Annotated in this window: 16 protein-coding genes; 13 read left to right on the top strand and 3 right to left on the bottom strand. The window is 68.9% G+C overall.

Annotation, left to right across the window (positions count from 1 at the left end; genetic code table 11):
* Nucleotides 1–3: 3 nt before the first annotated feature.
* Nucleotides 4–249: a hypothetical protein gene (locus tag FBZ89_RS07685; protein ID WP_145749434.1), complete on the bottom strand. Its 246-nt coding sequence runs from the start codon at nt 247–249 to the stop codon at nt 4–6.
* Nucleotides 250–327: 78 nt separating this feature from the next.
* On the opposite strand from FBZ89_RS07685, the gene FBZ89_RS07680 reads away from it, so the two are divergent.
* The 12 genes from FBZ89_RS07680 (at nt 328) to FBZ89_RS07625 (ending at nt 14,497) form a co-directional block, all read left to right on the top strand.
* Nucleotides 328–1,335, top strand: coding sequence for a LacI family DNA-binding transcriptional regulator (locus tag FBZ89_RS07680; protein WP_145749433.1), 1,008 nt, complete (start codon nt 328–330; stop codon nt 1,333–1,335).
* A 194-nt stretch (nt 1,336–1,529) separates the two neighbouring features.
* On the top strand, nt 1,530–4,043 hold the full coding sequence (locus FBZ89_RS07675; RefSeq protein WP_145749432.1) for a TonB-dependent receptor domain-containing protein: 2,514 nt from the start codon (nt 1,530–1,532) through the stop codon (nt 4,041–4,043).
* A 67-nt stretch (nt 4,044–4,110) separates the two neighbouring features.
* Complete coding sequence (locus FBZ89_RS07670; RefSeq protein WP_145749431.1) at nt 4,111–5,196, top strand: alkaline phosphatase D family protein; 1,086 nt, start codon at nt 4,111–4,113, stop codon at nt 5,194–5,196.
* A 34-nt stretch (nt 5,197–5,230) separates the two neighbouring features.
* Nucleotides 5,231–6,142 carry a nucleoside hydrolase gene (locus FBZ89_RS07665; RefSeq protein ID WP_145749430.1) on the top strand — a complete coding sequence of 304 codons (912 nt, stop codon included), beginning with the start codon at nt 5,231–5,233 and terminating at the stop codon, nt 6,140–6,142.
* The gene (locus tag FBZ89_RS07660; protein ID WP_145749429.1) at nt 6,139–7,209 is read left to right on the top strand and encodes a BMP family ABC transporter substrate-binding protein; all 1,071 of its coding nucleotides are present in this window, start codon (nt 6,139–6,141) and stop codon (nt 7,207–7,209) included. Before FBZ89_RS07665 ends, FBZ89_RS07660 begins: the two co-directional genes overlap by 4 nt.
* Nucleotides 7,206–8,810, top strand: coding sequence for an ABC transporter ATP-binding protein (locus tag FBZ89_RS07655; protein WP_145749428.1), 1,605 nt, complete (start codon nt 7,206–7,208; stop codon nt 8,808–8,810). Before FBZ89_RS07660 ends, FBZ89_RS07655 begins: the two co-directional genes overlap by 4 nt.
* Nucleotides 8,794–9,900 (top strand): ABC transporter permease, encoded by a 1,107-nt coding sequence (locus tag FBZ89_RS07650; RefSeq protein ID WP_145749427.1) that lies wholly within the window; start codon nt 8,794–8,796, stop codon nt 9,898–9,900. Before FBZ89_RS07655 ends, FBZ89_RS07650 begins: the two co-directional genes overlap by 17 nt.
* Nucleotides 9,897–10,898 carry an ABC transporter permease gene (locus tag FBZ89_RS07645; protein WP_145749426.1) on the top strand — a complete coding sequence of 334 codons (1,002 nt, stop codon included), beginning with the start codon at nt 9,897–9,899 and terminating at the stop codon, nt 10,896–10,898. The genes FBZ89_RS07650 and FBZ89_RS07645 overlap by 4 nt, the downstream gene beginning before the upstream one ends.
* 14 nt (nt 10,899–10,912) lie before the next feature.
* Nucleotides 10,913–11,974: an ADP-ribosylglycohydrolase family protein gene (locus FBZ89_RS07640; RefSeq protein WP_145749425.1), complete on the top strand. Its 1,062-nt coding sequence runs from the start codon at nt 10,913–10,915 to the stop codon at nt 11,972–11,974.
* A 17-nt stretch (nt 11,975–11,991) separates the two neighbouring features.
* Nucleotides 11,992–13,020, top strand: coding sequence for an SIS domain-containing protein (locus tag FBZ89_RS07635; protein WP_145749424.1), 1,029 nt, complete (start codon nt 11,992–11,994; stop codon nt 13,018–13,020).
* Complete coding sequence (locus FBZ89_RS07630) at nt 13,017–13,967, top strand: carbohydrate kinase family protein (protein WP_145749423.1); 951 nt, start codon at nt 13,017–13,019, stop codon at nt 13,965–13,967. The genes FBZ89_RS07635 and FBZ89_RS07630 overlap by 4 nt, the downstream gene beginning before the upstream one ends.
* A gap of 140 nt (nt 13,968–14,107) precedes the next feature.
* Nucleotides 14,108–14,497, top strand: coding sequence for a nuclear transport factor 2 family protein (locus FBZ89_RS07625; RefSeq protein ID WP_145749422.1), 390 nt, complete (start codon nt 14,108–14,110; stop codon nt 14,495–14,497).
* A gap of 53 nt (nt 14,498–14,550) precedes the next feature.
* Here FBZ89_RS07625 and FBZ89_RS07620 read toward each other — a convergent pair whose 3' ends face one another.
* Nucleotides 14,551–16,644: a PAS domain-containing sensor histidine kinase gene (locus tag FBZ89_RS07620; protein WP_145749421.1), complete on the bottom strand. Its 2,094-nt coding sequence runs from the start codon at nt 16,642–16,644 to the stop codon at nt 14,551–14,553.
* A complete protein-coding gene (locus FBZ89_RS07615; RefSeq protein WP_145749420.1) occupies nt 16,637–18,136 on the bottom strand; it encodes an ATPase domain-containing protein in 1,500 nt (499 codons plus the stop codon). The genes FBZ89_RS07620 and FBZ89_RS07615 overlap by 8 nt, the downstream gene beginning before the upstream one ends.
* Nucleotides 18,137–18,473: 337 nt before the next feature.
* Here FBZ89_RS07615 and FBZ89_RS07610 point away from each other — a divergent pair, with 337 nt between their 5' ends.
* The gene (locus FBZ89_RS07610) at nt 18,474–18,683 is read left to right on the top strand and encodes a cold-shock protein (RefSeq protein ID WP_145749419.1); all 210 of its coding nucleotides are present in this window, start codon (nt 18,474–18,476) and stop codon (nt 18,681–18,683) included.
* The last annotated feature ends 533 nt before the right edge of the window (nt 18,684–19,216 follow it).

Here is a 19,216-nt window from a genome sequence, read left to right as displayed (position 1 = left end):
CGTTCATGCCCTGTCCGTTGCCGCCCCGCCGTTGCCACGGCGGGGCAGTCCATTTTGATTAAACGTTTCATTTTTTAGGCGCAAAAGGGCATGCTCGGCAGCCCAAGTCCACCGCTCTATTTCCCTGTGTTTCCTATGCTTGCTTGGCATTTTTCGGCCGTCAAGGCGAGATTGGTTTATTTTAAACGATTCATCCAGCGACTGTGCTTGACGGGCCACCATCAGCCCAGTCAACTGAAGTGCGACCATGGCCCTTCCCATTTCCGGCGGGATGCGGCTGAAATGATCACAAACGTTTAACCAAGGCCCTTAAGCTAGAGCCCCCTGATGACTAAGGATGAAAGCGGCGGCAAACGGCCCACCCTGAAGGACGTGGCGCTGGCGGCGGGGGTGTCGGTGGCCACGGCGTCATACGCGCTGAACGACGTCGGCTCCGTGGGCGGGGATACACGCCGCCACGTGCTGGAGGTCGCGGCGCGCCTGGGCTATCGCCCCAACCTGAGCGCCAAGGCCATGCGCACGGGCAAGACCAGCGCCATCGGCCTGATCCTGCCCGACCTGACCAACCCCTTCTTCCCAGCCCTGGCGCAGAACGTCGTCCACGCGGCGCGGGAAAGCGCCTACAGCGTCTTCGTCACCGACACGCAAGGATCGCACGAGGCGGAGCGCGCCGCCGCGCAGGCCCTGATCCAGCGCGGCGTGGACGGCCTGATCTGGTTCCCCATCAATGACGAGGACACGCTGGCCGACCTTACCGGCGGCCTGCCCGTGCTGGTGCTGGACCGCGACAACCCTCGCCACGACCTGATCCAGATCGACGTGGATTCCGGCGGGCGCATGGCGGCGGAACGGCTGATCCGGGCGGGGCATCGCCGTATCGGGGTCATTTCCGGACCGACAGACGTGCGCAGCTCCCGCCAGCGATCGGAAAGCAGCGTCGAGGTGCTGCGCCGGCACGACGCCCTGGCCTGGCACCTGCACAACGCCTATTCCTTCGACTTGGAGCCGGCGGTGGCCGCCGCCGTTGCGGAGGGCTCGGCCACAGCACTGTGCGTGGGTGCCGACCTGATCGCGCTGGGCGCCATCAACACCCTGCGCCAGCGGGGCCTGCGCGTGCCGGAGGATGTTTCCATCATCGGATTCGACAATATCCCCTACGGCGCGCTGGCCTTCCCCGGCCTGTCCACCATCAATATCCCGGTGGAGGAGATGGGGATCGAGGCGGTGAACACCCTGCTGCGCCGCATCGCCAAGCCAGCCGAATCCCGGCGCCGCCTGGTGTTCGACGTGACCTACGTCGAACGCGGGACCGTGGCACCCCCACCCGCCCCCTGACACCACCCCTTCGGCGACGGATCAGGAAGGACGCCGCTTTTCGTGACATTTAAGTGAAACGTATAAGTTGACATTGCGGAACAGTCGCCCCTTAAATATGAAACGTTTCATCAAGGGCCCGCGACAGATCATGACACCTCGGCGGGCGCCGCGGGGATCAAGCGCGGGCCGAAACCAAGAAGGGGTATTGGGGCATGAAGCGGATGATGGGGCGCCGGATGGCGGAGCGGGGGAACGGATTGACGGGGGCGGCCTTGGCTGGGGCCTCGCTGTGGATATTGGCCGGGCTGGTCGCGGGAACGGCCAAGGCGGCGGAGGGGACAGGGACCGATGACGCCCAATTGGATGAGATCGTCATCACCGCCCATAAGCTGGGCATCGGCGAGACGCGGGCCAACAGCGTCGTGGACGCGGAAGCCATAAAGGAACTGCCGCCCGGCCTGGATCCCCTGAAGATGATCAACCGGGTACCCGGCGTGCTGGTGGGGTCCAGCGACGCCATGACCGGCAGCTTTTCCATGCGCCTCAGCATGCGCGGGCTGAACAAGGAGCAGATCGGGGTTTCCGTCGATGGCATCCCCAATGGCTCCACCCTGTCCAACGGCGGCACCATGCCGTCGCGCCTGATCGACGGCGGCAATCTGGAGCGCATCTCCGTCTCCCAATCGGCGGGTGAGATCGGCACGCCGTCGAACCAGGCCCTGGGCGGCTACATCGATTTCCAGAGCCGCGACCCCGCCGCCACCGCCGGCGGCGCGGCGGAGCTGTCGGGCGGCGATGTCGGTTACCGCCGCGCCTTCGCCCGGCTGGACACGGGTGAGATCGCGCGCGGCCTGACGGCCTATGTCAGCTATTCGCATGAGCAACTGAACACCTGGCCGGGCGCCCAGTCGGGCGAGAGCAAGCGCGATCATGTCGATTTCAAAATGGTGAAGGAATTCGACAACGGCGCCAGGGTGAAGGCCAGCTTCAGCTACAACGACCTGTCGGATAACGATTACGACGCCGTGGCCCTGCGCGCCGTCAGCGCGCCCTTCTACAAGGCCAATTTCGAGACCAATCCCAATACCGATGGCCTGACCGACGCCTGGACCGGCGATCCCAACATCGACCAGAACAACCGCAAGACACGCGGCATCGACAGCCGTGAATACTTCAGCCACATCGATATTTCGACACCCCTGACGGACAACATCTCCTTCTCCGTCAAGCCCTACTACCATCATGAGGAGGGGGCGGGCTGGTTCTACGTACCTTACGTCCAACTGCCGGCCAACGGCCAGCTGTACAGCGCGGTGGCGCCGGGCGGCAAGGCCACCGGCACGGTGCAGGAATGCTACGGCAACCAGTACGCCCACACCGCCAGCGGCGCCCTGATCCCGGTGGCGGCCGTCACCTACCCCGGCGGCACCAGCGCCGCGGCCTTGAAGGCCGCCGGCTGCCCGGCCGCCGCCAAATATCAGATGAACCCCACCAGCCAGTGGGGCGCCCGCGAAGCCTCCCGCCGCAAGGGCGGCTATGAGATGGACCGCGAGGGCGGCCTGAGCGAGCTGAAGGGCACCATCGGCGACAACCAGGAACTGCGCGCCGGCATCTGGGTCGAGCATATCGACCGCGCCAAGACCCGCAATTGGTACAAGGTCACCGATCCCAAGCTCAGCGACGATTACAGCGACAGTGGCCTGTACTCCATCACCCAGGATCGCCACTACGCGTCCGACACGCACATGTATTACGGGCAGTACAAGCTGCGCTTCCTGGACAGCAAGGTGGAGGTGTCGGCCGGCCTGACCTACCAGGACTTCGATGAGACCTACCGGTCGCCCGTGGAATTCGCCGGCACCCGCGAACTGAGCGTTCATTCCGACGTGCTGCCCAAGGTGGGCCTGCTGTACCACCTGACCGACAGCCTGGAACTGTTCGCCAGCGGCTCGCAAAACTTCAGCGCCCTGCCCGACAGCGTGTTCGAGGGCACGGCCGCCATCGACAGCAAGAAGGGCATCCAGCCCGAGACCTCCACCAACTACGACGTGGGCGCCCGCTGGGCCCTGGGCAATTTCGGCTTCTCCGTCCAGGGGTACTGGATCGATTACGACAACCGCATCTCCATCCAGAACGGCAACCCGGACGGGGACATCTTCAGCCGCGACGCCACCACCACCTTCCTGAACCAGGGCGGCATCACCTCACGCGGTGTGGAACTGACCGCCACCGCCCAGTTCGGCGCCATCGACCTCTACGGCAACTACGCCTTCAACGACGCCTTCTACAAAGTCGCGACCCCGGCGGAGGGCATCGCCAAGGGCGACCCGGTGCTGGGCCAGCCGCGCCACAGCCTGTATGGCGAGGTGGGCTGGCGTCCCATCGACCCGCTGCGCCTGATGGTCAACGCCCGCTATGTCGGCCGCCAGGCCGGAACCTATGGCGCGGTGCAGAACACGGTGGTGGCCGGGGGCCCGGCCTATTACCCGCGGGAATACATGCCGGCCTATACCCTGATGGGCCTGTCGGCGACCTATCGCCTGGAGGACGGGTGGACGGGCCCCCTGCACGACACCGAGATCGCGGTGAACGTCGATAACCTGTTCGACCAGCACTACCTGGCCGGCATCGGCATGGAACTGACCACCAGCAATCCGCTGACATCCGGCCGCTATTTCCTGGGCAGCCCGCGCACCTTCGTCGTGACCCTGCGCACCAAATACTGAGCCCGACACGTAAAGCCTGACCGGGCCCCGCCGCCACCGGCGGGGCCCTCCAGCCCGAGGGTGCCCGATGTTCAACCGCCGTTCCCTGCTGGCCGCCACAGGCGCCACGCTGCTGACCCGCCTGGGGCGGGCGGCCCCGGTGCCGCGTGTCGCTGGGGAACGCCTGACGCGCATCGCCTTCGGCTGCTGCGACCATCCGGAAATGGCGCAGGACATCTGGCCGGCCATCGCCGCGACCGACCCCGATCTGTTCCTGTTCCTGGGCGACACCGTCTACGCCGACGACGCCGTGACGGCCAAGGTGGGGATCATCCCGGCGCTGGCCGAGATGTACCAGCGGCTGGACGCCTCCCCCGAATTCCGGGCCTTCCGCGCCCAGGTGCCCATCGAGGCCACCTGGGACGACCATGATTATGGCGTCCATGATGGCGGCGCCGATTTTCCCGGGAAGGAGGCCGCACGCGCCCTGTTCCTGGATTTCTTCCAGGTGCCCGCGAACGATCCCCGCCGAACGCGCCCCGATGGCGTCTACCACGCGCTGGAGCTGGGCCCGCCGGAGCGGCGTGTCCAGATCCTGTTGCTGGACCTGCGCTACAACCGCAGCCCCTTGCTGCGCCATGACGAGCCGGAACGCACGGCCAAGAGCGGCTTCGGCCCCTATCTGCCCAACCTGGACCCGGCGGCCACCATGCTGGGGGCCGCGCAGTGGCGCTGGCTGGAGACGCAATTGCGGCGACCGGCCCGCGTCCGCCTGATCGGATCCAGCATCCCCTATGCCGCCGGCCACCGGGGCTATGAGGCCTGGACCAACTTCCCCCTGGAGCGCCAGCGCCTGGCCGACCTGATCGCCCGCACGGGCGCCGGCGGCGTCCTGTTCCTCAGCGGCGAAGTTCATTACGGCGAGATCAGCGTCCTGACGCGGGGCACACCCTATCCCCTCTATGACGTCACCAGCAGCGGCCTGACCCACTTCTGGCCCCTACCCGGCCCCAATCTAAACCGCCTGCCCATCGGCACCGTGACCCAGCGCAACTTCGGCATGATCCACATCCTGTGGGAGGCGCAGGAACCCCAGGTGGTGATGGAGGTGCGGACGGCCGATGGCAGCCTTGGCATCCAGCACACGGTGGCCCTGGACAGCCTGCACACCTGAAACACGCTTTTGCTATTTCCCAAGAAAGACGTTCATGACTGCGGTTCTGATTGACTGTGATCCCGGCATCGACGACGCCCTGGCCCTGGCCTTGGCGGTAGCCTCCCCCGAACTGGACGTGCGCGCGGTGACCTGCGTGGCCGGCAACCGGCCGGTGGCCATCACCGCCGCCAACGCCCGGCGCCTGCTGGACCTGTTCGGCCGGCCGGACATTCCCGTTCATGCCGGCGCCGCCCGGCCGCTGCTGTATCCCCAGGCCCGGACCAATCTGGTGCATGGCGAGGACGGGCTGGGCGGGGTGAGCCTGGGCGGGGATGCGCGGCCGGTGGCGACCCCGGGATTGGCTGCCCATGCCGCCGACGCCCTGGCCCATCTGTTGCTGTCGCCGCTGGGGACGGATCTGACGGTCGTGGCCATGGGGCCGCTGACCAACCTGGCCTTGGCGGAGATACGGCACCCCGGCCTGCTGGCACGGGCCCGCTCCCTCCACATCATGGGCGGGGCGGCCCATTGCCCCGGCAATGTCACCCCGGCGGCGGAGTTCAATTTCTGGGCGGACCCGGCCGCCGCCCATGTGGTCCTGACCGCAGGCGCCAAGCTGGAGGTCTTCCCGCTGGACGTAACCAGCCAGGCGGCCATGACGCCCGCCTGGCTGGCGGCTCTGGCAGCCCAACCCACGCGATCCGCCCAGGCCCTGGCCGCCATGCTGGCGGTGTATGGCGAACAGGATCCCCTGCTGCACGATGCCTGCCCGGTGGCGGCCCTGCTGCGGCCCCAACTGTTCAGCGGGCGAACCGGCCGGTTGGAGGTGGACTGGCGACCGGGTCCCGATGAGGGGTGCTGCCGCCTGCACCAGGATGGCGAGGTCAACGCCGCGCTGTACACCGGCCTGGACACGGATGGCCTGCTGTCCCTGATGGCCGAGCGCCTGGCCCGTCTGCCATGAGGGGAGCGGCGCGCGCCCTGATGCTGATGGTGATGGCGATGCTGGCGCTAGCCGGTGCGCGTGCGGCCGACGGCCAGCCCGCGCGCGTGGCCTTCTTCGTCAACGGGGCGCTGGGCGACAAGTCCTTTTTCGATTCCGCGGCCCGGGGCCTGCGCCAGGCGGAGGCCGACCTGCACCTGGCCACCCGCACCATCGAGGGCGGCTATGACCCCACCCGGTGGGAAAGCGGCCTGGTGGACCTGGCCGACAGCGGCGACTTCCCCATCATCGTCACCGGCACCTACACCATGGGGCCGCTGGTGCAGAAGGTGGCCCCCGACTATCCGGACGTCACCTTCATCCTGTTCGACGGCGTGGTCGATTACGCCCACTGCGCCTGCGGCAATGTCTATTCCATGCGCTTTCGCCAGAACGAGGGCGGCTATCTGGCCGGCGTGCTGGCGGCCGGCCTGGTGCGGGCCGGTGCGATACCCGGAACCGCACCAAGCGGGGGGCCGGGGGTGGTGGGACTGGTGGGCGCCATGCCCATCCCCGTCATCAACGATTTCGCCGCCGGCTACGGGGCCGGGGCGCAGGATGCGGCACCCGGCATCACCGTCCTGCGCCAGTTCGCCAATTCCTTCTCCGACCCCGCGACGGGCAAGGAGATCGCCAAGGCCCAGTATGGCCAGGGGGCCAGCGTCATCTTCCAGGTGGCAGGGGCCACCGGCCAGGGTGTCATCGAGGCGGCCGAGGAAACCGGCCGCTACGTCATTGGTGTCGATTCCGATCAGGCGGCCCTCTACCGCGCGTCCAGCCCCCGCCGCGCCGCCCGCATCCTGACCTCCGTCATGAAGAATGTGGACGCCGCCATCCTGCGCGCCCTGCGGCTGTGGCAACAAGGCCGCCTGCCGCTGGGCCGGACGGAGTCCCTGGGCCTGAAAGAAGGCGCCATCGGCCTGGCGGACAACCCGGCCGCCGCCCTGACCGTGCCGCCCGCCGTCCGCGCCGCAGTGGCGGCCGCGCGCCAGGGTATCATCGACGGCACCCTGACCGTACCCACCGCCTTCCCAGGGGGGCGGCCATGACCCCCGCCGCCGCCCCGCCCGCCGCCCCGCCCGCCGCCCCGCCCTTGGCCCCATCCTCGGCTATAGCCCTGGAAAAGGTGGAGAAGCGCTACCCCGACGGCACCTTGGCCAACAGCGGTGTCAGCTTCGCCGTGGCGGCCGGAGAGACCCACGCCCTGGTGGGCGAGAACGGCGCCGGCAAGTCCACGGTGATGAAGATGCTGTACGGGCTGGAGCGGCCGACGGCCGGCATCCTGCGCGTCCATGGCCGGCCGGTGGACTTTCGCCACCCCGGCGACGCCATCGCCGCCGGGATCGGCTTGGTCGCGCAGCACCTGAACCTGGTGGCGTCGCTGACGGTGGCGGAAAACGTGGTGCTGGGACATGAGCCGCGCCGGCCCGGCGGCCGGCTGGACCGGGTAGCGGCGGCGGCCCGGGTCCGGGAGTTGGTGGAGCAATCCGGGCTGGCCGTGGACCCGACGGCAACGGTGGCCAGCCTGCCGGTGGGAGTACGCCAGCGGGTGGAAATCCTGAAGGTACTGCACCGGGGCGCCCGCATCCTGTTGCTGGATGAGCCCACGGCCGTCCTGACCCCGCCGGAGACGGCAACCCTGTTCGCCACCCTGCGCCAACTGGCCGCCGCCGGCCGCACCGTCCTGGTCATCACCCACAAGCTGGATGAGGTGAAGGCCCTGGCCGGCGGCGTGACCGTCCTGTGCCAGGGCCGGGTCACCGGCAGCGCCCGCATGGCGGAGTTGGACGAGGGGGCGCTGTCCCACCTGATGGTGGGCCGGGAACTGTCGCCCCCGGCCCCCCGCCGGGTTGCAGGCGCCCGCCCGGCGCCGCGTATCGTCGCCCGCGGCCTGGGTTATGTCGATGATGACGGGGCCATCCGGCTGCGCGATGTCGGCTTCGACGTGGCGCCCGGCGAGATCCTGGGCATCGCCGGGGTGGAAGGTAACGGCCAGGACGTGCTGGCGCGCCTGCTGTCAGGCGCCGCCATCCCCAGCGCCGGCGACGCCCGCCTGGATGGCCGGGTCTTCACCGGCCTGTCCCCCCGCGCCGCCCGCGCCCTGGGCGTGGCGGTGGTGACGGAGGACCGGCTGCACGACGGCGCCGCCCCGACGCTCAGCATTCTCGACAACCTGCTGGCCACCCGCTACGCCCACCCGCCCCTGTCGCGCCGGGGCCTGATTGATCGCCGGACCGCGCGGCGCTGGGCGCAGGCGGTGATCGACGGGTTCGGCGTCCGCGCGGCCGGACCGTACCAGCCCATGGGCGCCCTGTCCGGCGGCAATATGCAGAAGCTGATCCTGGCGCGTGAGATCGCCGACGCCCCCGCCTTCCTGGTCGCCAGCCAGCCGACCCGGGGCGTGGACATCGCGGCTGCCGCCGCCCTGCACACCCGCCTGGCCGCGTTGCGCGACCAGGGCGCCGCCATCCTGCTGATTTCGGCTGACCTCGATGAACTGCTGGCCCTATCGGACCGCATCGGCGTGCTGTACCGGGGGCGGATTGTCGCCCGGTTCGAGGCTGGGGCGGTCGATGCCCAGACCCTGGGCCTGCACATGACGGGGCTGGGTCCCCGCCGTGAAAGGGGTGACCATGACGCCGTCGCGTGAAGGGGCCCGCATCGCCCTGGCCGTGGGTGCTGCCCTGGCCTTGGGCTTCGCTATCATGGCCTGTGTCAGCGACCAGCCCTGGGCCGCCCTCCGCGCGCTGCTGACCGGTCCCCTGCCCTCGATCGAGCGCGCCGTGGACGGCCGCGTGGTCGTGCATCGGCTGGTGCGCTTCGGCGCCTGGCTGCAGGACGCCACCACCCTGACCCTGGTGGGGCTGGCCATCGCCATTCCCTTCCGCGCGCGGCAGTTCTCCTTGGGGGCGGACGGCCAGCTGTTCATGGGCGCGCTGGCGGCGGCGGTCGTCAGCCTGGGCGTGGGGGACGTGCCTGCGGCCATCGCGCTGCCGCTCGCCTTCCTGGCGGCGGCGGCGGCCGGCGCCGCCTGGGGCCTGGTGGCGGGGTTGCTGAAAACCCGGTTCGAGGCCAATGAGATCGTGACCACCCTGATGCTGAACGTGGTGGCGGTGCAGGTTTACCGTCTGGTGGTGGGCCGGGTGCTGAACGACCCCACCGCCGGCTTCATCACCACGCCGCCGCTGCCCGACGCGGCGACCCTGGCGCCGCTGATCGCGCGCACCACCGTGACGGCCATGGTGCTGGTGGCGCCGGCGGCCGTGGCGGCGGCTCTGTTCCTGCTGCGCCGGACAACCCTGGGGTATGAGATCGACCTCGCCGGCGCCAACCCCTGGTTCGCGGTCCGGGCCGGGGTGCCGGTGGCCCGGGCCACGGTATTGGCGTTCGCGCTGGGCGGCGCGTTCGCCGGGCTGGCGGGTTTCCACGTGTCGAACGCCCTGCTGAAGCGTCTGCCCATCGACCTCACCCCCGGCATCGGGCTGGAGGGCATCGTGGTGGCGCTGCTGGCGCGCGGACGGGTAGGCGCCCTGCCCCTGGCGGCGCTGGGCTACGCCTACCTGCGCGTGGGCGCCCAGGCGATGGAGCGCGCCACCGATGTCCCCCGCGAGGTGGTTCTGGTCATCCAGGCGCTGATCATCCTGTTCGTGGTGTCGGACCGCCTGGCGCCCCTGGCCCTGGGCTTGGCCCGCCGGACGGGCGCACGCGTCCGGGCGCGCATCGGGGGGAGGGCGGCATGAGCCTGGACCTTGTCGCGGCCGGCACCGTCGCCGCCATGGTGGCGGTCGCCACCCTGCGCGCCGCCACCCCCATCGTCTTCGCCAGCCTGGGCGGCCTGATCTCTGAACTGGCCGGCTGCATCAACGTGGCACTGGAGGGCGTGATGCTGGTGGCCGCCTTCGCCGGCGTCATCACCTCCGCCTATTCCGGCCTGTGGTTCCCGGACGCCCCCCTGTGGCTGCACCCCTGGCTGGGCTGTGCCGCCGGCTTGCTGGCCGGCACGGCGCTGGCGGGCCTGCTGGCCGTGTTCCATCTGGAACTGGGGGCCGACCTGATCGTCGCCGGCATCGGGCTGAACATCCTGGCCCAGGGATTGACGGTGCTGCTGATGGCCCACCTGACGGGTGACAAGGGTTCGACCGCCAGCCTGACCAGCTTCGCCCTGCCCAACCTGCGCTGGCCGGAACTGGGCGACGTGCCGGTGCTGGGCGCCCTGCTGAACGGCGACGGGGGCGCCGGGCACAACGTGCTGGTCTACGGCGCCCTGGCCGCCACCGGCCTGATCGCGTGGACGTTGCGCCACACCGTCTTCGGCCTGCGCCTCAGGGCGGCGGGGGAAAACGCGGAGGCAGCCCTGGCCGCCGGACTGGCGGTGAAGCGGCTGCGCTATGCCGGCCTGCTGCTGAGCGGCCTGCTGGCCAGCGGCGGCGGCGTCTTTCTCGGCATGGGCTACCTGACGCTGTTTCAAGCCGACATGGCGGCGGGACGGGGATATCTGGCGCTGGCCGCCGTGTTCCTGGGGGGCCGCCGGCCCTTGGGTACGGTGGTGGCGGCGCTGGTGTTCGGCGGCGCCACCGTCATAGCCGCCCGCCTGGGCCTGCTGGCGGTGCCGGCCGAGGTGGTTTTCATGATCCCGCCCCTGGTCACCATCGCCGCCCTGGTCCTGGTCAAGCAGCACCAACGCCTGGCCGCCCGGCGCCGCGCCGCGGCCGGTCGCGCCACCCTTCTTTCCTCCTGACGGACATGACATCCATGACCACATCCTCCCTGCATGACCGGATCGCCGGTTCGCTGTTGCTGGCCGGCATGGGCGACGCGCTGGGCGCCCCCACCGAGCAATGGTCCATGGCCGAGATACTGGCCGCCCACGGCGGCCTGGTTACCGGCTTCGTGACGCCAACGGTCGACACCTTCGCCGGCGCCAACGCCGGCAAGAGGGCGGAGGTGACGGACGACGCCAGCCAGATGTACTACCTGGCTCGCGCCCTGGTGCGCGGCGGCGGCAGCCTGGACGCGGCCGGCTGGGTCGCCTGCCTGCTGGACTGGGCCGACACCTCGCCCAAGGCCGGCTTCATGGGGCCCAGCACGGTGGGCATCGTGGCGGCCCTGCGTGCCGGCACCGACCCGGCCCTGGTGGGGGTGATCGGTCAGTCTCGGCGCAAGATGACGACCATCGGCACCACCAACGGCGCCGCCATGCGGGTGGCGCCCGCCGGCTTGGTCCACCCTGGCGACCTCGACGCCGCCTGCGCCCAGGCGCTGGTGACCTGCCTGCCCTCGCACGACACCGATGTCGCCATCGCTGCCGCCTGCGCCATCGCCGCCGGCACGGCCCGGGCCCTGGTGACGGACGACATCGCCGCCGTCATCACCGCCTGCATCGAGGGCGGACGCCAGGGCGCCACCCTGGCCGCCCGGCATGCCCGCGTGGGCCCCGGCCCCCGCTTCCAGGCGCGCCTGGACCTGGCGTTGGAGATCGCCGCGCGGGCGACGGACGATCTGGCCTTCCTCGACGCCCTGGACGCGCGGGTCGGCGCCTCCGTCCTGGCGGCGGAATCCGTACCGGCTGCCATCGCCATCCTGGCCTATGCCAAGGGCGACCCGCTGCGCACCATCGCCCTGTCGGCCACCATCGGCAACGACACCGATTCCATCGCCACCATGGCCGGGGCGCTGGCTGGCGCCCTGTGCGGCGTCTCCGCCCTGCCCGCCGGCCTCACCGCCGAATTCAGGGCGGTGAACGCGGCGGACTACGGTCTGGATGCCCTGGCGGTCGACCTGGCCGCCATCGCCCAGCGGCGGCTGGCGGCATGACGGAGGCTGATACTCTGATGCCCCTGCCCGCCACGGCGCGGGAATGGGCAGACACCCCCGCCGCCGTGAGCCGGGCGCTAAGCCACCTGGCGGCGCCGGTGCGGGACTTGGCGGCGGTGCTGACTGCCCGGGGGATCGGCCGCCTGCTGCTGGCCGGGTCCGGCGACAGCCTATCCGTCGGGCTGATGGCCACGCCGGCCTTCGCCGCCTATGCCGGCATTCCCTGCCAGGCGGTTCAGGCCTTCGAACTGGCGCGGTACGGCCACCCCGACCTGGGAGCCCGCACCGCCGTGGCGGTGATCAGTTCCAGCGGGCGGCCGTCGCCCGCCCATGACGCCCTGGCCCGCGCCCAGGACAGCGGCGCCTTGGTCATCGGCATCTGCGATCGGGCGTGCACACCCTTCCTGGCCCCGCCGGTGTGGGGCCTGTGCCCCGGCGCCAGCAAGGACGGCATGCCCACGCAATCGACCACCGCCGCCCTGGCCGTTCTCATCCTGCTGGCGCTGGAATGGGGTGAAGCGCGGCGACGCCCCATCGCGACGGAGGTTCGCCGCCAAATGGCCGCCATGCCGGCCGTCCTGGAGAGCATCCTGCGATCGGACGCCGCAATCCACGCCCTGGGCGCCACGCTGGCCACCCGGCGCCATCTGCACATCGTCGGTGCCGGCCCCAACACCGGTGCCGCGCGCTGCATCGCCGACCTGCTGACGGCGGCGGCGGGACTGGCGGCCCTGTCCCATGCGGTGGAGGAGTTCCACCACGCCCTGCGCCTGCAGGCCCTGACACCCGCCGACCTGGTGCTGGTCCTGGCGCCCCCCGGCGCGCGCGCCGCGGACCACCTGGCCGATACCGCCACCGCCGCCCGCGCGCGCGGTGCGGCGGTGGCGGTGCTGGGTGGGACGGACTTCCCCGTGCCTGACCTGGCTGAGCCCATGACGCCCCTGCCGTTGCTGACGCAGGGTCAAACCCTGGCGCTGGCCGCCGGCGACGCCGCCGCCCGGGCCGGCCGCTTCCGGACGATCGCCGGCACGGGAGCGGCCCCATGATCCCGCCCGTGCCCCGCCGCTTTGGCCTGCTGGCCTATGGCGACCCCAATGTCGATCTGGTCTTCGCCGTCGACCGCGCGCCGGCGGCGGATGAAAAGGTGCTGGGCCGGCACATGGGCCGACACGCCGGCGGCACGGCGGCCAACGTGGCCTGCGCCGCCGCCCGCCTGGGCCTGCCAAGCGCGGCGTACGGCCGGGTCGGCCGCGACGACGGCAATTTCCTGGTGGCGGAGTTCCAACGCTTCGGTGTCGACCCAAAGTGGGTGCGGCCGGTGGCCGGGCCCTGCGCCACAGCCCTGATCCTGGTGCAGGGGAATGGGGAGAAAGCGCTGGTCTACGCGCCGCTGCCCGGCTGGCCGTTGGATACGGCCACCCTGGCCCCGGCCCTGGAACAGTCCCGCGTCGTCTACGCCATGCCATACGATCTGGCGGAGTTCGAGGCCGTGAGCCGCCTGGCCCGCGCCGCCGGCACCCTGGTCGCCATCGACGTGGAGGCGGCGGTGGCTCCCGGCCCGGAGCGGCTGGCGGCACTGCTGCCCTTGGCCGACATCGTGTTCTTCAATGAGGGCGGATTCCGCGCCGCGACCGGCCTGCCCCCCGCCCCGGACCATGCACGGCCGCTGCTGAAACAGGGGCCGGGGCTGGTGGTGGTGACCTTGGGCGCCCGGGGAGCCATCGCCGTGCGGGGCGACGAAAGCGTGACTCAGCGCGCATTCCCCGCCCGTATGGTCGACGCGACCGGGGCCGGCGATTGCTTCAACGCCGCCGTGCTGGCCCGCCTGCTGAGCGGCGACCACCTGGCCGACGCCCTGCGCTTCGCCGCCGCCGCCGCCAGCCTGGCCATCACCGCCATCGGCGCCCGCGCGGGCTTTCCCTACTATGACGCGGTGGCCTCGGTATTGGGCGCCGCGGATCAGGGGCTGCCGCCCTCGTCCTCTGGTCGATGATAGACTTCGGCGAGGAAGAAAAGGAACGCCCTGACATTGGGGCTGCCTCGCCGGCTTTCCGGCCAAAGCGCGGCCACCGCAGTTCGCTCCACCGCATGGTCTTCCAGCACGGGCACCAGTTCGCCACGAAAGGACTATCGATGTCAGACGCAGAAACGCCCCATGACTACGACGCCCTGCTCCGCGCCAATCTCGAGCGGGTGTTCAATGAACGCGACCCGGACCGGCGTGCGCTCGCAATGGCTGACCTCTATGTGGATGATCCAGTCATGTTCGAGCCGGACGGCGTGGTACGGGGCCGCGCTGCGATCAGCGCCACCGCAGGCCGGTTGCTCGAGCAGTTCGGGCCGACCTTTTCCTTCGTTCCCGACAGGAAAGCCGTGGGACATCACGGCTTGGCCGTCTTGGGCTGGCACGCTGGCCCGATCGGAGGACCGGTGATCGTCACGGGCGCTGATGCCGCCGAATTCGAGGGCACCAGAATAGCCCGGCTTTGGGTTCTTCTCGACCCACAGGACGCACCGTCCTGAGCCAGGATCAGCCCGCTTGAGCTTGCACAACCCACAGCGCAAGCACTGTGCCTCTAGTTCGCGTGGGGCGCGGCATCTTTGCCGCCCTCCATCATTTCCGACACCTTGGCCGCGAGCACCTCCAGGGTGAAGGGCTTGGTGATCATGGTCATGTTGGTTCCAAGGAAGCCCGCACGGATCGCCGCGTTTTCGGCATAGCCGGTGACGAAGATGACGGGCAGGTCGGGGCGGTGCTCGCGCGCGATCTCGGCCAATTGCCGACCATTGATTCCGGGCAAGCCGACGTCGGAGACCATCAGGCTGATCGGCCGGTCCGACTTCAGCACCGTGATGGCGGCGTTGGCCTCGCCCGCCTCTTCCACCTCATAGGAAAGTTCCTCCAGGACATCCCGGATCAGCAGGCGGACGGACGTGTCGTCCTCGACGACCAGCACGCGCTGGCCTTTCCCCTCGGATGGGGCTGGGGCCTGGGCCGCAGCCTCCTGCTGCTGCGGCGCATCGGCCGCATGCAGGTAAATCGATACCGTCGTCCCCACGCCCGGCTGGCTGTGGATGCGAACTTGGCCCCCCGACTGCCGCGCGAAGCCGTAGACCATGGACAGGCCGAGACCGGTGCCCTGCCCCACAGGCTTGGTCGTGAAGAATGGCTCGAACGCCTTTTCGATCACATCCGCCGACATGCCCACCCCCGTGTCGGAAACGGTGACCACCACATATTTGCCGACGGTGATCTCAGGGCGTGTCGCGACATAGGCGGCGTCGAGATCGACCACCTTGGTCTCCACCGTCAGTTGGCCGCCATCGGGCATGGCGTCGCGCGCATTGATCACCAGGTTGAGGATGGCGTTTTCCAACTGGTTCGCGTCGGCCACCGCATGGGGCAGATCCGTCCCGTCGATGATCCGCAACTCTATGGTCTCCAGGATCGTCCGGCGCAGAAGCTCCTCCAGCGACCGCACGAGCCGGCATATGTCGAGCGGCTTGGCATCCAACGACTGCCGGCGCGAAAACGCCAGCAACCGTGCCGTCAGCGTCGCGGCGCGCTGGGCGGAGGTGGTCGCCGCGTCCATGTAGCGATCCAGCTTGTCGATTTGGCCGACGGCGATGCGGCGGCGCATGATGTCCAGCGAGCCGATGATCCCGGTCAGCATGTTATTGAAGTCATGCGCGATGCCGCCCGTGAGCTGGCCGACCGCCTCCATCTTCTGACTTTGCCGGAGGGCGGCCTCCGCCCGCATGAGCCGGCCGGTACGCTCCGTCACCCGTTCTTCCAGGGTCTCGTTGAGCGATTTCAACTCCAGCTCCGCGACCTTCCGGCGCGTCACGTCGATCGCGGTGCCGATTACCCGGACGCAACGATCGTCGTCATCGAAGATGGCCCTTCCTTTGGCGGCGATCCAGCGGACCACTCCATCCTCCTTGCCGATGGTCCGGTACTCCACGTCATACAGGGATCGCCGCTGGGGATCGCATGCCGCCGCGAACGCCTGGGATGTGGCCTGCGCGTCTTCCGGGTGGAGGCCGGCATAAAAATCCGCCATCGACACCTCGGCCTCCGGCGATATCCCGAACATGGCCTTGACCCGCGGCGGCCAGAACAACGTGCCGTTCACGGGATCGACATCCCAGAAGCCGATCTCGGCGGCATCGGTGGCCAAGCGGAGCTGCGCCTCGTTTTCCGCCAGAGCGCGGCGAGCCCGGTCGCGCTCCTGCAGCCGGTCGCGCATTTCGAATTGCTTTTGCCGCGACCGCATCGCGGTGTCCACGGCGCTCAGCAGGGATTGCACGCTCAGCGGACGCTCCAGGACCAGCGCATTGCCGAACAAGGTCCACAGTTGGGCCCGCGCCGCCTCCAGAGCCCGCGTCTGCGCCGTGCGTTGCGCCGCCAGCAGGACGACGGGAATGTCGGACCAATCCGGCTGGACGGTGAGCGCCGCGCGCAGCGTCGCGATGCTGCGGCCCAACGCCTCTTCCGTCAGCAGGACGACGCCGGTTTCATCGTCGATCCCCGATGCCAAGGCATCGATATCCGCATGGACGACGGCATGATACCCGCCCCCGGCCAATAGGCCCGCGACGCTTTCAGCGTCACGCCCGTACGGCGCACAGATGAGCACGCGGTGGCCTTCGGCGGCGGTCCTATGCATTGACGCCACGGTCTTCCATCAGCGGACCGGGATCGCCCGTGTATTCGGGCGTGCCCGTCATGACGCCACGGAAGTCCGTCAACGACTGACCCACACGGAGGCCGGACGCGTCGATCTTGAATTCCCGTATCGCGTCCTCGTGGTGCCCCGCCCGGTTCTTCAATACCGAGATGGCCTTGCGCATGCGGCCTTCCGCCTCGAAGAACCGGAGCAGCAAAACCACATCGGCGATATAGGAAATGTTCAGGTTCGTCACCATCGTCCCCAGCAGTCCCTGCTGGGGATTGACCAGGAAGGTGACGACCCCCTTCTGGCTGAGATAGGACAGCAGCTCATGCATCTGCAGGATCAGTTGCTTCTCCTGCGGCATCGCCGCCATGTAGCCGTTCAGGCTGTCGATCACCAGCATCCTGATGCCGCGCGCCTCGACCTCATGCCGGACGCGGGCGGTGAACTCCCCGGGGGACAGCGCGGCCGGATCCACCTGTTCGATGAGCAAGCGCCCGCTTTCAACATGCCGTTGGATGTCCAGGTTGAAGGCCGCGGCCCTGGTCTGCAACGTGCCGATCCGTTCGTCGAACTCGTAAAGCGTGGCGGGCTCCCCGCGCTCGCAGGCGGCGTGGAGGTATTGCAGGGTGATTGTCGTTTTCCCGGTGCCGGCCGGACCGGTGATAAGGGTGCTGGTCCCCCGCAAGGGCCCCCCGTTGAGGAGGGAATCAAGCTCTGCCACACCGCTTTCCACCGGCTCGCCGTCATGCGGCGCATGGTGCTGCGCGGCGATCAGCCGGGGATAGATTTCCAGCCCGCCGGCGCGGATGGTGAAGTCGTGGAAGCCGGCGACGAAATCCACGCCGCGCAGCTTCTGCACCTGCAAGCGCCGCCGGGCGGGACCAAACTCCAGAGTCAGCCGCTCCAGCGTCACGACACCGTGGCAGATGCTGTGCAGATGGGAATCCTGCCCATCGGCGATACCGGTCATGTCGTCCACAAGGATGACGGTCGAATTGCGGCCGGCAAAGAACTGCTTGAGCGCCAACACCTGCCGACGGTAGCGCAACGGATCCTGAGCCAGCAGGCGCATCTCAGACAGGCTGTCGAACACCACACGATGGGGTTGTACACGCTCGACCTCCTGCTGGATCAACCGGACGGTCTCGCCCAGTTCCATCTCCCAGGGGTGAAGAATGGATTGCTGGCGCCCCTCGCCCATCACCGCATCGACGGCGCTCAGTTCAAAGACATCGAAGTCCTCGATGCTCCAGCCGTGGGAGGCGGCCACCACCGCCAACTCCTCCCGCGTTTCCGACAGGGTGATGTACAGGGCCCTCTCGCCTGCTCGCGCGCCCGCGCGAAGAAATTCCAGCGCCAACGTGGTCTTGCCCGAACCGGGCGCCCCCTCGATCAAATAAAGCCGCCGGGGCGGCAGGCCGCCGCGTAAAATTTCATCCAGCCCAGTATTGCCGGTCGAGATTCTTTCCGTCACATCAGGCATGGGAAACCTCTTTTCGATCACCTTTCCACCGTAACATGAGGTGGTGGCTCGTTTTCTTAAGCCAAGCTTCTCAATGGGCTTGGCCGATTGGGTTAGGTCATGCGTATCCCCGCCCGAGCGGTGAACTAGTCCGACCGGCCGAAGGTTCCGTGTCGCGGGCATCACGGTTATGGAAGGCGGTGCTTGCAATGTCAGCGCAAGGCGCCCACTGTCGGCAAGTCGATCTTGCTTCTGGGCTATCGACCGGCACAGCCGGCCCTTTTCCCCGTCGTGATGTTTGATGCCCCGCTGCGCTCGCGCAGGGCAATTCCGACCGCGAAAACCCCAGGAGTCTGCCATGGCCACCGGTGTCGTTAAGTGGTTCAACAGCACCAAGGGCTTCGGTTTCATTCAGGCGGACGACGGGTCCGGTGACGTGTTCGTCCATATCTCCGCGGTCGAGCGCTCCGGCATCGGCAACTTGGCGGAAGGCCAGAAGATCAGCTTCGATACCGTCCACGATCCGCGCCGGGGCAAATCCTCGGCCGAGAACCTGCGCGCGACCTGACCCTTCTGGCGCCCTGATTTCGCTCCGCCGGGGGCGCCCTGGCGAAGGAAGCCGTTCGATCATCGCCCGCACCGCGAACCGGATGCGTAAGAGCCGCACCGTGTCACACATGGCGCGCCGGAAATGGACAGAGGGAAACAAACGCTTTGCGTCGTCACAAATTCACGGTTGGCCAGACCCTAGACTTCATTCCTCACCGGTTGGGAGAGATGCCCGCCGAGGGCCATTACGAGGTGGTTTGCCTCATGCCATTGGAGGGGCGGGAGTTTCTGTACCGGATCCGCAGCACCAGCAGCGGACAGGAACGGATGGCGCGCGAAACCCAACTTCAAGCACCGTGACACGGGCCCTGACCGGAGAGGAGCGAGCGATGAGCACCGCCGCCACCCTGACGGGCACCGCCGTTGCGTTCTAACCGATTGGAAATACACACGATGAGTAAGCATGCGGCGTAGGCCGCAGTTTGGCGGCGATCAGGCCGCCGCGGCGGGCGTTGCCGGGGCCTTGGGTGCCCAGCGCCAGGGCAGCAGTTC

Origin of the sequence: Nitrospirillum amazonense, from assembly GCF_007828045.1 — a bacterium.
GTDB lineage: Bacteria > Pseudomonadota > Alphaproteobacteria > Azospirillales > Azospirillaceae > Nitrospirillum > Nitrospirillum amazonense_C.
This window is presented reverse-complemented; position numbering and strand designations above follow the sequence as displayed.

Coding starts and splice junctions, on each gene's coding strand:
- FBZ89_RS07685 (WP_145749434.1), bottom strand. CDS start 249: ATGGTCGCACTTCAGTTGACTGGGCTGATGGTGGCCCGTCAAGCACAG.
- FBZ89_RS07680 (WP_145749433.1), top strand. CDS start 328: ATGACTAAGGATGAAAGCGGCGGCAAACGGCCCACCCTGAAGGACGTG.
- FBZ89_RS07675 (WP_145749432.1), top strand. CDS start 1,530: ATGAAGCGGATGATGGGGCGCCGGATGGCGGAGCGGGGGAACGGATTG.
- FBZ89_RS07670 (WP_145749431.1), top strand. CDS start 4,111: ATGTTCAACCGCCGTTCCCTGCTGGCCGCCACAGGCGCCACGCTGCTG.
- FBZ89_RS07665 (WP_145749430.1), top strand. CDS start 5,231: ATGACTGCGGTTCTGATTGACTGTGATCCCGGCATCGACGACGCCCTG.
- FBZ89_RS07660 (WP_145749429.1), top strand. CDS start 6,139: ATGAGGGGAGCGGCGCGCGCCCTGATGCTGATGGTGATGGCGATGCTG.
- FBZ89_RS07655 (WP_145749428.1), top strand. CDS start 7,206: ATGACCCCCGCCGCCGCCCCGCCCGCCGCCCCGCCCGCCGCCCCGCCC.
- FBZ89_RS07650 (WP_145749427.1), top strand. CDS start 8,794: ATGACGCCGTCGCGTGAAGGGGCCCGCATCGCCCTGGCCGTGGGTGCT.
- FBZ89_RS07645 (WP_145749426.1), top strand. CDS start 9,897: ATGAGCCTGGACCTTGTCGCGGCCGGCACCGTCGCCGCCATGGTGGCG.
- FBZ89_RS07640 (WP_145749425.1), top strand. CDS start 10,913: ATGACCACATCCTCCCTGCATGACCGGATCGCCGGTTCGCTGTTGCTG.
- FBZ89_RS07635 (WP_145749424.1), top strand. CDS start 11,992: ATGCCCCTGCCCGCCACGGCGCGGGAATGGGCAGACACCCCCGCCGCC.
- FBZ89_RS07630 (WP_145749423.1), top strand. CDS start 13,017: ATGATCCCGCCCGTGCCCCGCCGCTTTGGCCTGCTGGCCTATGGCGAC.
- FBZ89_RS07625 (WP_145749422.1), top strand. CDS start 14,108: ATGTCAGACGCAGAAACGCCCCATGACTACGACGCCCTGCTCCGCGCC.
- FBZ89_RS07620 (WP_145749421.1), bottom strand. CDS start 16,644: ATGCATAGGACCGCCGCCGAAGGCCACCGCGTGCTCATCTGTGCGCCG.
- FBZ89_RS07615 (WP_145749420.1), bottom strand. CDS start 18,136: ATGCCTGATGTGACGGAAAGAATCTCGACCGGCAATACTGGGCTGGAT.
- FBZ89_RS07610 (WP_145749419.1), top strand. CDS start 18,474: ATGGCCACCGGTGTCGTTAAGTGGTTCAACAGCACCAAGGGCTTCGGT.